We start from the raw sequence: 14,143 nt of genomic DNA on the forward strand, positions 1-14,143 counted from the left end.
GCGGTCTGTCAAACCCTCATGTCAGCAACACAGTTGACGTTGCGGCACCCGCGGGCGTTGCGAGCCGAGCGACCAAGGGCAGAGGGCATCCCGTTCGTGAATTCTTGTAGGTTTGGAGACGATGCATGACGGAGCCGCCTCACATCGCAGCGGCAGTCCCCTCCTTCGACCTGACCACCCAGCCATGGATCGAGGTCCTGAAGCGGGACGGCTCGCAGGAGCAGCTGTCGCTGCGCCAGGTCTTCGCCCAGGCCGGCGGCATACGCCGCATCACGGGAGACCTGCCCACCCAGGAGTTCGCCCTCGTGCGCCTGCTGCTGGCCGTCGCCCACGACGCTCTCGACGGCCCCGGCGACGTCGAGTCCTGGGGCGAGCTGTGGGCCGACCCGCAGTGCTTCGCGCCGGTCGCCGCCTATCTGGACACACACCGCGAACGGTTCGACCTTCTCCACCCGGCCGCTCCGTTCTTCCAGACCGCTGGGCTGCGGACGGCGAAGGACGAGGTCTTCTCACTCAACCGGATCGTGGCCGACGTGCCCAACGGGGAGGCGTTCTTCACCGTGCGGATGCCTACCGTGGACCGGTTGTCGTTCGCGGAGGCGGCCCGCTGGGTTGTGCACGCCCACGCCTACGACACCTCCGGCATCAAGTCCGGCATGGTGGGCGACGAGCGGGTCAAAGGCGGCAAGGTGTACCCGCTCGGCACGGGGTGGGCGGGCGGCCTCGGCGGGGTCTTCGCGGAAGGCGACAGCCTGCGCGAGACGCTGCTGCTGAACCTGGTGGCGGCCGACACCGACGCTCTGGACTTCACCGCAGACGACCGGCCCGCCTGGCGGCGGGAGCCGTGCCCGCCTGGCGGCGCCGAGCGCACCCCGACGGGGCTGCGCGATCTGTACACGTGGCAGTCGCGCCGGCTGCGCCTGCACCACGACGCCGACGGCGTCACGGGCGTCGTCCTCGGCTACGGCGATCCGCTCTCCGCGCGCAACATGCAGCGCAGGGAGCCGATGACCGCGTGGCGGCGCAGCACCTTCCAGGAGAAGAAGCTGCGGCAGCCGCTGATCTACCTGCCCAGAGACCATGACCCGGCACGCGCCGCCTGGCGGGGTGTCGCCTCGCTGGTCGCCGACCGACCGGTGACGGCCCAAGGCGCGGAGCCTGCTGCCTACCTGCGACCGGGGATCCTGGAGTGGGTAGCCCGGTTGGTCACCGACAGGGAGCTGCCACGGCACTTCTTGATCCGGGCCCGGCTCGTCGGCGCCGCGTACGGGACGCAGCAGTCCGTGATCGACGAGGTCGTCGACGACCGTCTCGTCATGCCGGTCGTGCTGCTGCACCGGCAGGACCGCACGTGCGCCCAGCAGGCGATCGGTGCGGCCGAGGACGCCGATCAGGCGGTGCAGGCGCTCGGTGATCTGGCCACCGACCTGGCCCGCGCGGCCGGCTCGGAAGGGGAGCAGCGGCGATCGGCGGCGCGTGAGCTCGGCTTCACCGCGCTGGAGCATCCCTACCGCACCTGGCTCGCAGCCCTCACGGACGCCGAAGAGGCGTTCGAGCGGCGACGCCTGTGGCAGCGCGAGGCACACGGCCTGATCGGCCGCCTCGGTGACCGCCTCATCCAGGACGCCGGGGAGGCGGCCTGGCAGGGCAGGACCGTCTCCGCCGCCAGAGGCGGCACGCAGTGGCTCAACGCCGGCCTGGCCGACCGGTGGTTCCGCAGCCGTCTGGCCAAGGCGCTGGGAGAGCTGTCCGGATCGGACCCACAGCCGCAGATCGGGCTGCAACGGTCCGCCGCAGACTCCCCGGACGACTCCGGCCAGCCCCACCCCGGCTCTTTCACGACCGACCCGAAGGTGCCCGCATGACCACCGCAACAGCCCCGCCGAGCGTCCGCTCCCGGGTCGCCGAGCTCGCCGCCGTGCAGATCGACGGGTGGCAGGAGGGCTACCTGCGCGACAGCCCGAAGGACGTCGCCGCGCTGGCCCGCCTGCGCCGCGGCGCGGGCCGGGACGCCGCCGACCTGCCCGACCTGTGGACGCTCGTCGACACCTCGCCTCTGCACGCGCGCCTCGACGGCGTGCGCCCACTCAGCGAGGAGGAACTCGTGCGGGCGGAGAACGCCCTGCACGCGGCTCTCACGCTGTGGGCCGTGCACCAGCAGTCCCGCGGCGCCCGCATGCACCGCCCCCACACCCGCGGCCGGCCAGGAGGACCGGGAGGGTTGGGGGCGGCCGTGCGGCGTCTGATGCCGCCGGACGGCATCGACGAGCCCGTCCGCAAGCGCCTGGTGCGCGCCGGGACCGCACCCGGCCTGACCACCCTGTCCCAGCGGCTGCGCGACCTGATCGTCCTGCTGCGCCGTGCCGACATCCCCCTCGACTACGGCCTGCTCGCCGGCCAGCTCTACGCCTGGCAGTGGCCCGGCGGCGCCGACGCCGTCCGCCGCGAGTGGGGCCGCTCGTTCCACTCCTGGCAGGACCCGACCGCTCCAGCTTCCGCCCAGGGCGCCGACGGCGCCGCCGCCCGCTCCGACGACCGCGACAAGGACGCCTCGTGAACCGCATCTTCCTGGACGTGCACGCCCTGCAGACCGTCCCGCCCAGCAACCTCAACCGTGACGACACGGACGCGCCGAAGTCGGCCGTATACGGCGGCGTGCCGCGCGCCCGCGTCTCCAGCCAGGCCTGGAAGCGGGCCACCCGCACCTACTTCGACGACGAGCGCCTGCTCGATCCGAGCGAACTCGGCGTACGGACCAAGAAGGTCGTGGAACTGCTCGCCAAGCGCATCACCGCGCTGGACGAGTCCATCGACGGCGCCGCTGCCCTCGCTCTGGCCGACGAGACGGTCAAGGCAACGGGGCTGAAGACCGAAGTGCCCAAGCGGAAGGCCGACGCCGCCAAGGAGTCCGGGGACACCCCGGCCCCGGAGGCGAAGTACCTGGTCTTCCTCAGCTCCCGCCAGCTCGACGGCCTGGCCCGCCTCGCCGTCGACGGGGCCGCAGACATCACCGCGTACCTCAAGGAGAAGGCGAACAAGGACAAGGCCAAGGAGATCGCGGACAGCCGCCACTCCGTCGACATCGCCCTCTTCGGCCGGATGGTCGCCGACGCAGCCGACTACAACGTGGACGCCGCCGTCCAGGTCGCCCACGCCATCAGCGTGCACCGGGTGGAGAATGAGTCCGACTACTACACGGCGGTCGACGACGAGAACACCGAGGAGGAGACCGGCGCCGGGATGATCGGCACCGTCGACTTCAACTCCGCCACCCTCTACCGCTACGCCGCCCTGAGCGTCCACAAGCTCGCCGACAACCTCGGCCAGGGCCTGCGCGACGACGAACCGAGGACCGAACCCGTGCGGCGTGCTGTCGAGGCGTTCGTGCACAGCTTCGTCGCCTCCCTGCCGACGGGGAAGATCAACACCTTCGGGCACCACACCCTGCCCGACGCCGTCGTCGTCAAGCTGCGCGCCACCCGCCCGGTCAGCTTCGTCGCCGCCTTCGAAGAGCCCGTCCGCGGCGACCAGGGCGGCCACGTCCGGGAGGCGTCCGACCGCCTCGCCGCCTACGTCCCGGACATCGAACGCGCCTACGGCGACGACGCATCCACCCTCAGCTGGGTCCTGCGCGTCGGCCCCAACACCCTCAAACTCGCCGACCTGGGAACCGAGTCCGAGACCCTCGGCGACCTCGTCGCCGCCGTCGGCCACGCCGTCGCCGAACGCCTGGAGACGCCCGCATGAGCGGCGTTCTCGCCCTGCGCCTGGCCGGCCCCCTGCAGTCCTGGGGGGCCTCGTCCCGCTTCACCCGCCGCACCACCGAATCCGCCCCCACCAAGAGCGGCGTCATCGGCCTGCTCGCGGCCGCGGCAGGCGTCGAACGCGGCGACGACCGCGCGCTCGCGCCCCTCGCAGCCCTGCGGTTCGGCGTCCGCATCGACCAACCCGGCACCCGCATCCGCGACTTCCACACCGCCCACCACGCCGTCACCGGCAAGTCCATGCCGCTCTCGGAGCGTTACTACCTCGCGGACGCCGTCTTCGTCGCCGCCGTCGAAGGCGAGCACACGCTGCTCGCCGAGCTGCACGCCGCGCTGAAGTCCCCGGTGTACCTGCCGTTCCTCGGCCGCCGCTCCTGTCCGCCGGCCGAACCCGTCGAGCTGGGACTGTTCGACGACGCCCGCCTGGAGCACGTGCTGCGGGACGTGCCGTGGCAGGCGTCCGTCTGGTACCGCAGACGGCACCGCTCCCGCCCCCCGGGCACACTGCCCGTGCTGGTGGAGGCGGCGGCCGGCGACGAGCACGGCGGCGCCGACACCCTGCGCGACCAGCCGCTCAGCTTCGCCGCCGCACACCGCCGCCACGCCCTGCGCACCGTCGTCACCGCCACGGTGCCCATGCCGCATGCCCCCGTCGGCGTCCCGCGGCACGACCCGTTCGATGCTCTGGAGGATGAGAGCAGCTGATGTTCCTCTCCCGCTTCCGCGTGAACACCGCCCGTCCCGGCGCACGCCGCCTGCTGTCCTCGCCGCAGGTCCTGCACGCCGCTGTGATGTCCTCGTTCCCCGGCCTGCTGCCCACCGACGCCCCCGTCCCGGACGCGCCGCGGGTGCTGTGGCGCCTGGACCACACGGCCCCCGCCGAGGTGATGCTGTACATCGTCAGCCCCGACCGCCCGGACCTGACCCACCTGGTCGAGCAGGTCGGCTGGCCCGCGGCAGCGGCCGATCCGGCGACACCCGGCTGGCAGAGCAGCCCCTACGGCCCGTTCCTCGACAAACTCTCCGCCGGCGACCGCTGGGCCTTCCGGCTGACCGCCAACCCGGTCCACACCATCCGCCGCAACCCCGACGAGCCCCGCAAGATCACCGCCCACCTCACGCCCGTTCACCAGATGGCCTGGCTGATCGAGCGCCAGGAGCGAAGCGGCTTCCGCATCCTGGAGAAAGCCGACGACAAACGCCTGCTGCCCGGCGGGACCACGCACCAGGGCAAACGCGAGCACCACGGCGACCGCTACGAGTTGTCCGTCCGCGACCACAACAACCGCTCCTTCGACAAGCGGCGCACGGACGACGGCAAGAAGAGCAGACCCGTCACTCTGGTCGCCGTCACCTTCGACGGCCGCCTCGAAGTCACCGACCCCGAAGCCCTGCGCCGCACCCTCACCCAGGGCATCGGCCGCGCCAAAGCCTACGGCTGCGGCCTGATCACCCTGGCCCCCCTCGCCCCGCCCGCCCCGCCCGCCCGGCAGACGCCATGACCACGATCTCCCAGCGCACTGCACTCACCCCACGACAACTCACCCGCACCGCTGAACGCACCTCCTTCATCTACCTCGAGCGGTGCACCGTCCACCGGGACGCCAACGCCATCACCGCCCAGGACGCCGAAGGCACCACCCACATCCCGTCGGCGACCATCGGCACCCTCCTCCTCGGCCCAGGCACCCGCATCACCCACCAGGCGATGAGCGTCCTCGGAGAAACCGGCGCAGCCGTCTGCTGGGTCGGAGAGCGCGGTGTGCGCTACTACGCCGCCGGACGCGCCCTCAGCCGCTCCTCAGCCCTCATGGAAGCCCAGGCCCGGCAGTGGGCCAACCCACGCAGCCGACTCGCCGTCGCCCGCGCCATGTACCGGCTGCGTTTCCCCGACGAAGACCCCGCCGGCCTGACCCGCCACGAACTCCTGGGCCGGGAAGGACGCCGCGTCAAAGACTGCTACCGCACCCAGGCCGCCCGCACCGGCATCCCCTGGAGAGGCCGCCAGTACACCCCCGGCAACTTCACCGCCGGAGACCCTGTCAACCAGGGCATCACCGCAGCAGCCCAGTGCATGTACGGCATCGCCCACGCCGTCGTCACCTCGCTGGGCTGCAGCCCAGCCCTCGGCTTCGTTCACTCCGGACACGAACTGTCCTTCGTCCTCGACATCGCCGACCTCTACAAAACCGAGATCGGCATCCCTCTCGCCTTCGACGTCGCCGCGCAGGACGAGGAGGACGTCGGCCCCCGCACCCGCCGCGCCCTGCGGGACCGCATCAACGAAACGTCCCTGCTGGAACGATGCGTCAACGACATCAAACACCTGCTGCTGGCAGGAGCCGGCCCAGTCGCCTCCGGCGACGACCGCGACGTGGTCACCCTGCAGAGCGACGGAGGCCGCGAAGTCCCCTCCGGCTTCAACCACGACACAAACGGCGACTACGAACAGGTGGACTGGTGACCGTCATCGTCCTCACCAACTGCCCCGCCGGACTCCGCGGTTTCCTGACCCGCTGGATGCTGGAAGTCTCCGCAGGCGTGTTCGTGGGCAACCCATCGGCCCGCATCCGCGACGCACTCTGGCACGAGGTCCAGCAATACGCCGGCCAGGGACGCGCTCTGCTGACCCACACCACCAACAACGAACAGGGCTTTACCTTCCGTACCCACGACCACGCCTGGCACCCCGTCGACTACGACGGCGTCACCCTCATCCACCGCCCCTACACAAAGCCCTCGTCCCCGGAGGCCACCCCACCGACCACCGCTCCACCCGGATGGAGCAAGGCGGCCAAACGCCGACGCTTCGGACGAGCCTGAAGGGCATTGGGGTGATTACAGGCGTATTGCCGGATTCCGAGGAAGTGCTCAGAAACCCGTCACCTCCGCACTGAAAGACCAGGTCAACCAGTCTGCTCCCCGCGCCCGCGGGGATGTTCCCGGGGGATAGACATGCAGTTCGACGACGAACTTCTGCTCCCCGCGCCCGCGGGGATGTTCCCGCGCCCACGGCCGCTTTGGCCTGTGCGAGGTTCTGCTCCCCGCGCCCGCGGGGATGTTCCCGCACCCGGCCGCCGAAGATTCGACAACCAAGTCTGCTCCCCGCGCCCGCGGGGATGTTCCCTGGTGGGTGGTGGTGCATCTACAACGGCGAGCGCTGCTCCCCGCGCCCGCGGGGATGTTCCCATGGCGCCGAGCGGCTCGGAGGACGAGGACAGCTGCTCCCCGCGCCCGCGGGGATGTTCCCCGCGAATTCCTCCAGCAGTACGCGGTGGTGTTCCTGCTCCCCGCGCCCGCGGGGATGTTCCCGGCGTCCTCCACCACATCCCGTGGGCCCGGCACTGCTCCCCGCGCCCGCGGGGATGTTCCCGTCGAAACCCTCGGCCCCGAGCTGATCGCCGCCTGCTCCCCGCGCCCGCGGGGATGTTCCCATCGACGGCCTCACCCAGGCCATGCGCCAGTCCTGCTCCCCGCGCCCGCGGGGATGTTCCCCGGTCCCAGCCGGCCAGGGCGTACTCCAGGTCCTGCTCCCCGCGCCCGCGGGGATGTTCCCGGAACCGTCGACATAGCGACGCCCCGAGGACCCTGCTCCCCGCGCCCGCGGGGATGTTCCTCCGCGCCACATCGCGCCCAAAACGTCCAGGAACTGCTCCCCGCGCCCGCGGGGATGTTCCCGAGGTAGACGAATTCCTGGCTGTTCATCAGTCCTGCTCCCCGCGCCCGCGGGGATGTTCCCTCGCCCTGGTTGACCTTCTCGAAGAGCTCCGTGCTGCTCCCCGCGCCCGCGGGGATGTTCCCCCGCTGTGGTTTTGGGAGTGCTCTCCGGCGCTCTGCTCCCCGCGCCCGCGGGGATGTTCCCCGGGCGGGCGGCTGGCGCCACCCCGTGTTCGGCTGCTCCCCGCGCCCGCGGGGATGTTCCCGGTAGCCAGGACGGTCGCCATGCCGACGGCCACTGCTCCCCGCGCCCGCGGGGATGTTCCCTCGGTTTGTGTGAGCCCCGCTTGCATGCGCTCCTGCTCCCCGCGCCCGCGGGGATGTTCCCGGCCTCGCCGCTGACGACCTGCCACAGCGACTCTGCTCCCCGCGCCCGCGGGGATGTTCCCGAATTCAGCGCTTCCGGTGGCCCGTTGCGACCCTGCTCCCCGCGCCCGCGGGGATGTTCCCCAGGACGGGAAGGCCTGGACGGCCGCACAGGACTGCTCCCCGCGCCCGCGGGGATGTTCCCGTCAACGCGTCCGGGTACGTGTGGATCCAGGACTGCTCCCCGCGCCCGCGGGGATGTTCCCGTGGCGGTGCGCTCCATCTTGTCGTCGTGCGGCTGCTCCCCGCGCCCGCGGGGATGTTCCCCGCAGCTGGGGGTTGGTGTTCGTGTTGCCCGTGCTGCTCCCCGCGCCCGCGGGGATGTTCCCCCGGCCCTGTCGAAGTGAGCGACCCCATGGACCCTGCTCCCCGCGCCCGCGGGGATGTTCCCCCCGGCACCTCTGGTGCCCAGGCCGGCACGGTCTGCTCCCCGCGCCCGCGGGGATGTTCCCCTGCGCCTGCACCTCACGGCCGAGGCCGAGGCCTGCTCCCCGCGCCCGCGGGGATGTTCCTGAACGACTTCACTCCGGGGTCCCGTCGTCGTACTGCTCCCCGCGCCCGCGGGGATGTTCCCGCCAGCTACGGCTCACACGTCCGCGTCCACCTCTGCTCCCCGCGCCCGCGGGGATGTTCCCTCGCTGCCGGCGTCGGACGCCGGCCGGGTGGCCTGCTCCCCGCGCCCGCGGGGATGTTCCCGTCAGCTCCGCGTCGAAGCCGACACGGCCCACCTGCTCCCCGCGCCCGCGGGGATGTTCCCTCGACGTAGTCGTGCAGGTAGAGGCCGTGGTGCTGCTCCCCGCGCCTGCGGGGATGTTCCCCATCCGGCACCCCGTGCACGGCCAGCCCCCGTCTGCTCCCCGAGCCCGCGGGGATGTTCCCATCGGCGCCAAGGCCGCCGGACGCCCGCCCAACTGCTCCCCGCGCCCACGGGGACGTTCACCCGAACAATGCGGCTCTCGACCACGGCAGAACGCTGACCCTCTGACGGCAGATCAAAAGTGATGCGACGACGGCAGCCTCCCCCCTGATCGACATGGCCCGGAAGGCCATCAGCCGGTGCCGAATTCGGTGCCCGGCTGGGCCGTTGGCCTTTATGGGGCCGTTTCCGCGAGGTCATCGGCGTCCGCCGAGGCGGTCGTCGTGGATGTGTCCGGCGACGACGGCGAGCTGGTCGGGGTCGGCGAGTTCCGTCAAGCCGTGGACCGCGGCGTCCATGCGGTCGGGGCTGTCCATGCCGACCACCCAGGTGACCATCTGATCCTCCAGGGCTACGTGCGCGCCGACGTGGTGAACCAGGCCCTGCTCGTACAGTTGCGCGATGGGCTCGGCCCTCAGGCGCTTCCCGACCTTGGCCGTGACTTCGAGGACGCGGGGCATGATCGCGCCGTTGGTGGATCCTTCGCGGCGCAATTGCTCCCACGCCTGGGAGAGGACCTGCCTGGCCATGTCCCCGCCGTAGTTCGACTCGACCACGATCGCGTCGGCCTTGAGGGCGAGCGCGAGCAGGCAGGCCGTGCGGCCCCAGTCGTTCGCTCCCATGCTCCCGGAGTGATCCTCGAGCACGTAGAGGTGCCCGTCGTAGCCTCGGGCGGCGCCGATGATGCCGGTCTCGTCGCCGATGGCTGACTCTCCGCCAGCGGGGTCGACGGCGACGATGACGCGCGCCATGTCGAGGCCGCCGAACTCGACGGTGGTGAGCCGGTAGTCGGTGATCCAGGCCCTCTGCCACACGCCGCCCTCCGGCGGACGCGGCTTCTGCTGGTAGAGCGCGGCCCAGACGCGTTCGCCGACGCGGCGGCGGGTGGTGGCGTGGTGCTCGGCGTCGAAGCGTTCGGGCCACAGCGGTTCGCCGAGCTTGCGGCCGAGCGGGTCAGTGTCGCTGTCGGCGAGCGCGGGCAAGTCGATGATCTTCCACTCGTTGGCCTGCGCGTCGGCGAGAATGCGCCCTGCGAGGTCGTCTTCGTTCCAGCGGGTCTGGATGACGCAGATCGCGCCGTCCGGCTCCAGGCGGGTCTGCAGAACGGATTGCCACCACTCCCACGTCTTGCGGCGCATGCTGGGCGAGTCGGCGGAGGCCATGTCTTGTACGGGGTCGTCGACGAGGGCGATGGTGGCGCCCTTGCCGGTGAGGCTGCCGCCGATGCCGGCTGCGACGAGGCCGCCCTGGTGGCCTGCGATGTCGAAGCGCATGGCCGCCCGGCTGGACGGGTTGAGGTGGATGCCGAGCTCGTCGCCCCACGTCTCGATGGCATCGCGGATCCACCGGGAGTGCTCCTCGGCGAGGTCACCGGAGTAGGAGGCGATCATGATGCGGCGGTCGGGGTGCTGACGCAGGTACCACAGGGGTGCCCAGCGGGAGGCCCGGCGCGACTTGCCGTGGCGCGGCGGCATCGTGATCATGACGCGGTCAGCACGGCCCTCAGCCATGTCGATCCACGCCTGGTCGATCAGGTGCAGGTGGCGGGCCTGCATCTCGCGGCGTTCGGTGAGGACCGCAGCGAGCGCGCCGGGCGAGGCGTCCATGGCGATGGAGCGTTCGAGGCGGGCCAGTTGGGCGCGCAGCTCGGGGGAGGCCTTCACAGCCATGGCGCGGCGCAGCGCCGGCGGCCTGGTGCGGTAGGCGGCCAGCACCTTGGCTTCGCGGTCGCTGTTACTCGTCCGAGCCATGCGCGGCCTCCTCCGATATGCCGATGAGGGCTTCGAGTTCGTCGAGGGCGATGGCCGTCAGCTCGCCGCCTGCGGGCGGCGTAACGATCCCGGACTCGGCCGTCTCGTCGAGGCGGTTCATGCGCGCGCGACGTTCCATGATCCGCAGCGCGCGGTCGATGGCGTTGAGGTTGTTGTCCTTGACGGCCTGCCGGTAGGCGACGAAGAAAAGGCGGTCCAGACGCAGGTTCTCCACCGCACGCATCTCCTCGACCTTCCCGGCCAGCTCGGTGGTGCGCTCCTTGAGGGCCAGGCGGACGTCCTTGCACGCGGCGTGGATGAGCTGCTTGTCGTCGGGGGGTTCCAGGCCCTTGTTGTACCGCTCGATGCCGTAGCCCTGCGGGTAGGCGATACGGTCGGAGTTGACGGCGGGGTCGGCGGCGAGTTTGCGGCCAACCGTGAGCCAGTCCACGCCGGCGAGGTGTAGGTCGATGGCATCCGCTCGCCGCTGCGTGATGGCGGCGCGCGCGGCCTTGTCGGGGCGTCCCACCGGCAGGGTTCCTCTCGCTGCTGCGCGCCCCCACGCCGAGACCATGATGGCACTGCGGCCCGGCGACCTGACCTGGTCACCGGGCCGTCTGACCTACAGGAAGGTCAGCTGCTGTGGCGCGTCGGGATCGTCTGGTGGACGCCAGTTGGAGGGCGGAGCATCGGGTGCATTGCGATTCGTTCGCAGCCACCATGCGAACTGCCAGTTGCGGCAGGTCCGGAACTTCCACTGGTCCCGTCGGGGGGCATCGGCTGGTATCGAGTGCTCGCCCCATCCGGTGATGGGGCGAGCGTTGTCTAGGGTCACTTGTAAGCCGCGCACGAGAGCGGGGCCTTCCCATTGATGGCCCTCGGCGTACTCGAAGGCCAGGTGCGCGTTCTTCGCCCAGTCCCAGGGGTGAGGGAGGGCGCACAGGTACCAGGCCAGTGGCGGGTTCTCCGCAGGCAGGGTGACGCTTTGGCGGGGTGCCCGCGGATTGAGCGGGTGACGGTCAGACCAGCCGAACGTTTCCAGGCAGTGCCGGTCGAGGTTCAGGTTGCGAACCCCGGCCAGCCACGTGATCAGGTATGGCGCGGCTGCATTGATACCAACCCTCGCGGGCGGCTGGGACATTACTTAACTCCCCCTCTTGGTGGGTATCTAGGGGCTTTCTCTTTCTTTGACCAATTTTATCAAATTTTCCGTTAGCCGCTTATGGCGGCCGTGTCGGAATTCGTTCGGGTACGGCATGTCGAATTCCTCGTCGAGAGCTTTATCGTAATCGAGATCGGAAAGCCTGAGGGGCTTTTTGCAGACGGCGCGTAGCGTCGCGTTGGAGCGGCCGGCGACGGTCACCTCCCCGAAGTACGCCTCCAGCAGTTCGGCCAGCGACTCGGGGGTGTGGAAGCGGATCCGCATCCACTTGCCCTGCATGAACCGCATGTCGACGTTCTCGCCGTCGAGGAACGTCAGGCGTGAGGATTCGCGACTGGTGGAATGCTGCGAGTTCTCGAACGCCTGCTCGGCCAACAGGTTCCGGGTGCCGATGCACACCGTTCCATCGGCGGCGCACAGCGCATTCACGGTCGTCAGCACCCAATGCTGGTAGTCCAGCGACGTAGTGGCGTTGATGACGGAGTCGAGGACCACCATGTCGTACAGGCCGTGCTGGGCGAGCCGCTTCTCGATCGTGCGGATCATCCCCACGACGCACTTGATGTCGACGGCGTATTTGCCGGGGGTGGTGCGGTAGGGCTCGTAGTCGTCGATCAGGTAGCCCTCGGGGCGCAGCTTCTTCGCGTAGTCGCCGTGGCCGGCGCCGAAGTCGACCACCCGCAGGTCGGGCCGCTTCCGCAGCCGGGGCAGCGCCAGCTTCTCCCACACCTCCGACTTGTAGGCCAACTTCCCCTTCTTGCGGAGCGAGGTGTACTGGCGCAGCCGCTTGGGCTGCACGATGTGCTGGTTGTAGACCGGCGCTTGGTCCTCCAGGCCGGTCCAGTCGTACACGCCGTACTCGCCGGTGAGGTCGGCGACCAGCTGCGCCGCGTCCAGGGACGGGCAGGTCCAGGCGAGAACGTCGAAGTGGTTCTTCGCGGCGACGACCGCGTACTCGGCGTTGAGAGCGATGCGGCCCTGGTCGTCGATGACGACGCTGCCCCATGCGCCGTGCCCGCCGGTCATGAAGCTGATGGCCTGCTGGAACGGCTTGTTGCGGGACTCGGCGACATCGATGGTCTGCCACGGGATCCACGACCACTCGCCGATGGGGCCGGGCTGCGCGTACACGACGCTCGCCTCGGTCTCGACCCTGTTGTGCAGGAGGTTGAACTGGATTTCGTCGGACAGGCGGACCTTGGTGCCGAGCATCACCGCCGGCGTGTGCGTCATGCCGAGCGCGGCCATGCCCTTGGTTCTCTGGTGGCCTGCGACCAGAGTCCCGTCGGCGTTGAGGATGACGGGCTTGACGATGCCGTGCCGCCCGATGGACACCTTCAGACGCTCGAAGGCTTCCTCAGAGAGGTGGCGCGGGTTGTAGTCGGCGGGGCGCAGGTCCTTGAGCGGGTACGCCTCGTAGAAGGTGGTCGTGGGGGCGCTCATGCGTCCTCGTCCTCCTCGTCTTCGCCGTCCTCGTCGGCGTCGGCGTCGGCGTCGGCGGCGGCGGCGGCGTCGGCGGGCTCGGCCTGGACGGGGGCGGGCTCGACGGCGACGGCGGGGGCCTCGGCGGTCTCGGTGTGGGCCTCCTGCAGGAGGTGCCAGCCGAAGCCGAGGTCGGAGCGGGACTCGGAGACGTACCGCTCGTAGATGGCGTTGAGGGTTTCCACCTCGGCTGCGGTGATCTGCACGCGGATGGTGGACCACTGTAGGTAGCCCCACTGGAGGTACTCCAGCTTGGCCATGGAGCCTGTACCCGCACCGTCGGAGGGCAGATCGATCGTGTCTGGCAGGGCCCGGCTGTCCAGGAGCTTGTCCAGGGCGTTCTGGTCGTAGCCGGTGCCGTCGAGGTCGGGCAGTTCCTCAAGGATGTCGGCCAACAGCTCGCTGTCATACCCGGCGAGGTCGGATGTGCGGTTGTCGACGACGACGATGCGGGCCGCGTCCTCGTCGGAGACGTCGACGAACGTCGCCGCGATCTGATCCCAGCCCAGCTCCTTGGCGGCGGCCCAGGTGTGGTTGCCCGCCAGAATCTCGTTGGGACGGCCGGTGTGGGTGCCGCGGTTGACGACAATGGCCTTGTACTGGCCGTTGACGCGCAGCGATTCGGTGATGGCGCCGACGTCACCGGTGCGCGGGTTGCGGTAGTAGCCGGTCAGGTCGTCGATCGGCACCGCGAGCGGCAGCAGCGACTCGGGGATACGGGCGGGCGCAGCACTCACAGCAGGAGCCCTTCGTGTAGGAGCGTGCCCCCGCGCCCTACGCCCGCCCACGATAGAGGATCAGGCGCTCAGCAGGCGTGCGGTCCCGCGTCGCAGAAGGGTCCGACGCCGATGTGAGCCTCGGGGCTGCGTGAAAGGCGGGTCGGGTGGAGTCCACGACCCATACGTCGCCAGCTGGTGGCCAGCCCTGCCGAGAGGGGCACATTCCATATGAGTGGGGAGATCCGGCGAGCAGGTGTGGGGTCACC

General features: G+C 70.4%; 12 protein-coding genes and 1 CRISPR repeat array. Of the genes, 7 read left to right on the top strand and 5 right to left on the bottom strand.

Annotated elements, in window-relative coordinates:
- The first annotated feature begins 125 nt into the window (after positions 1 to 125).
- The 7 genes from casA to cas2e are packed head-to-tail and all read left to right on the top strand — an operon-like array spanning position 126 to position 6,587.
- Entirely contained in the window at positions 126 to 1,865 is a 1,740-nt protein-coding gene (gene casA, locus ACZ5SK_RS14055; RefSeq protein WP_334578196.1) for a type I-E CRISPR-associated protein Cse1/CasA, read from the top strand.
- Entirely contained in the window at positions 1,862 to 2,557 is a 696-nt protein-coding gene (gene casB, locus ACZ5SK_RS14060) for a type I-E CRISPR-associated protein Cse2/CasB (protein WP_334578197.1), read from the top strand. The genes casA and casB overlap by 4 nt, the downstream gene beginning before the upstream one ends.
- Positions 2,554 to 3,747, top strand: coding sequence for a type I-E CRISPR-associated protein Cas7/Cse4/CasC (gene cas7e / locus ACZ5SK_RS14065; RefSeq protein WP_334578198.1), 1,194 nt, complete (start codon positions 2,554 to 2,556; stop codon positions 3,745 to 3,747). The genes casB and cas7e overlap by 4 nt, the downstream gene beginning before the upstream one ends.
- Positions 3,744 to 4,469, top strand: coding sequence for a type I-E CRISPR-associated protein Cas5/CasD (gene cas5e, locus ACZ5SK_RS14070; protein ID WP_334578199.1), 726 nt, complete (start codon positions 3,744 to 3,746; stop codon positions 4,467 to 4,469). Before cas7e ends, cas5e begins: the two co-directional genes overlap by 4 nt.
- A complete protein-coding gene (cas6e, locus tag ACZ5SK_RS14075) occupies positions 4,469 to 5,266 on the top strand; it encodes a type I-E CRISPR-associated protein Cas6/Cse3/CasE (RefSeq protein ID WP_334578200.1) in 798 nt (265 codons plus the stop codon). The genes cas5e and cas6e overlap by 1 nt, the downstream gene beginning before the upstream one ends.
- Positions 5,263 to 6,228 carry a type I-E CRISPR-associated endonuclease Cas1e gene (gene cas1e / locus ACZ5SK_RS14080; protein WP_334578201.1) on the top strand — a complete coding sequence of 322 codons (966 nt, stop codon included), beginning with the start codon at positions 5,263 to 5,265 and terminating at the stop codon, positions 6,226 to 6,228. The genes cas6e and cas1e overlap by 4 nt, the downstream gene beginning before the upstream one ends.
- Entirely contained in the window at positions 6,225 to 6,587 is a 363-nt protein-coding gene (gene cas2e / locus ACZ5SK_RS14085; protein ID WP_334578202.1) for a type I-E CRISPR-associated endoribonuclease Cas2e, read from the top strand. The genes cas1e and cas2e overlap by 4 nt, the downstream gene beginning before the upstream one ends.
- A gap of 92 nt (positions 6,588 to 6,679) precedes the next feature.
- A CRISPR array of direct repeats spans positions 6,680 to 8,787; the repeat unit is 29 nt; unit sequence CTGCTCCCCGCGCCCGCGGGGATGTTCCC.
- A gap of 173 nt (positions 8,788 to 8,960) precedes the next feature.
- Here the strand turns inward: cas2e and ACZ5SK_RS14090 are convergent.
- From ACZ5SK_RS14090 to ACZ5SK_RS14110, 5 genes are all read right to left on the bottom strand, one after another.
- Entirely contained in the window at positions 8,961 to 10,514 is a 1,554-nt protein-coding gene (locus tag ACZ5SK_RS14090) for a terminase large subunit domain-containing protein (RefSeq protein WP_468576030.1), read from the bottom strand.
- Complete coding sequence (locus ACZ5SK_RS14095) at positions 10,498 to 11,043, bottom strand: hypothetical protein (protein ID WP_468576031.1); 546 nt, start codon at positions 11,041 to 11,043, stop codon at positions 10,498 to 10,500. Before ACZ5SK_RS14095 ends, ACZ5SK_RS14090 begins: the two co-directional genes overlap by 17 nt.
- Before the next feature lie 93 nt (positions 11,044 to 11,136).
- Positions 11,137 to 11,655 (bottom strand): hypothetical protein, encoded by a 519-nt coding sequence (locus tag ACZ5SK_RS14100; protein ID WP_468576032.1) that lies wholly within the window; start codon positions 11,653 to 11,655, stop codon positions 11,137 to 11,139.
- A 27-nt stretch (positions 11,656 to 11,682) separates the two neighbouring features.
- Complete coding sequence (locus ACZ5SK_RS14105; RefSeq protein WP_468576034.1) at positions 11,683 to 13,119, bottom strand: ParB N-terminal domain-containing protein; 1,437 nt, start codon at positions 13,117 to 13,119, stop codon at positions 11,683 to 11,685.
- Positions 13,116 to 13,895, bottom strand: coding sequence for a ParB/RepB/Spo0J family partition protein (locus ACZ5SK_RS14110; RefSeq protein ID WP_468576035.1), 780 nt, complete (start codon positions 13,893 to 13,895; stop codon positions 13,116 to 13,118). Before ACZ5SK_RS14110 ends, ACZ5SK_RS14105 begins: the two co-directional genes overlap by 4 nt.
- Positions 13,896 to 14,143 lie beyond the last annotated feature (248 nt).

This window comes from Streptomyces sp. NPDC031474, from assembly GCF_055581185.1.

Coding starts and splice junctions, on each gene's coding strand:
- casA (WP_334578196.1), top strand. CDS start 126: ATGACGGAGCCGCCTCACATCGCAGCGGCAGTCCCCTCCTTCGACCTG.
- casB (WP_334578197.1), top strand. CDS start 1,862: ATGACCACCGCAACAGCCCCGCCGAGCGTCCGCTCCCGGGTCGCCGAG.
- cas5e (WP_334578199.1), top strand. CDS start 3,744: ATGAGCGGCGTTCTCGCCCTGCGCCTGGCCGGCCCCCTGCAGTCCTGG.
- cas6e (WP_334578200.1), top strand. CDS start 4,469: ATGTTCCTCTCCCGCTTCCGCGTGAACACCGCCCGTCCCGGCGCACGC.
- cas1e (WP_334578201.1), top strand. CDS start 5,263: ATGACCACGATCTCCCAGCGCACTGCACTCACCCCACGACAACTCACC.
- ACZ5SK_RS14090 (WP_468576030.1), bottom strand. CDS start 10,514: ATGGCTCGGACGAGTAACAGCGACCGCGAAGCCAAGGTGCTGGCCGCC.
- ACZ5SK_RS14100 (WP_468576032.1), bottom strand. CDS start 11,655: ATGTCCCAGCCGCCCGCGAGGGTTGGTATCAATGCAGCCGCGCCATAC.
- ACZ5SK_RS14105 (WP_468576034.1), bottom strand. CDS start 13,119: ATGAGCGCCCCCACGACCACCTTCTACGAGGCGTACCCGCTCAAGGAC.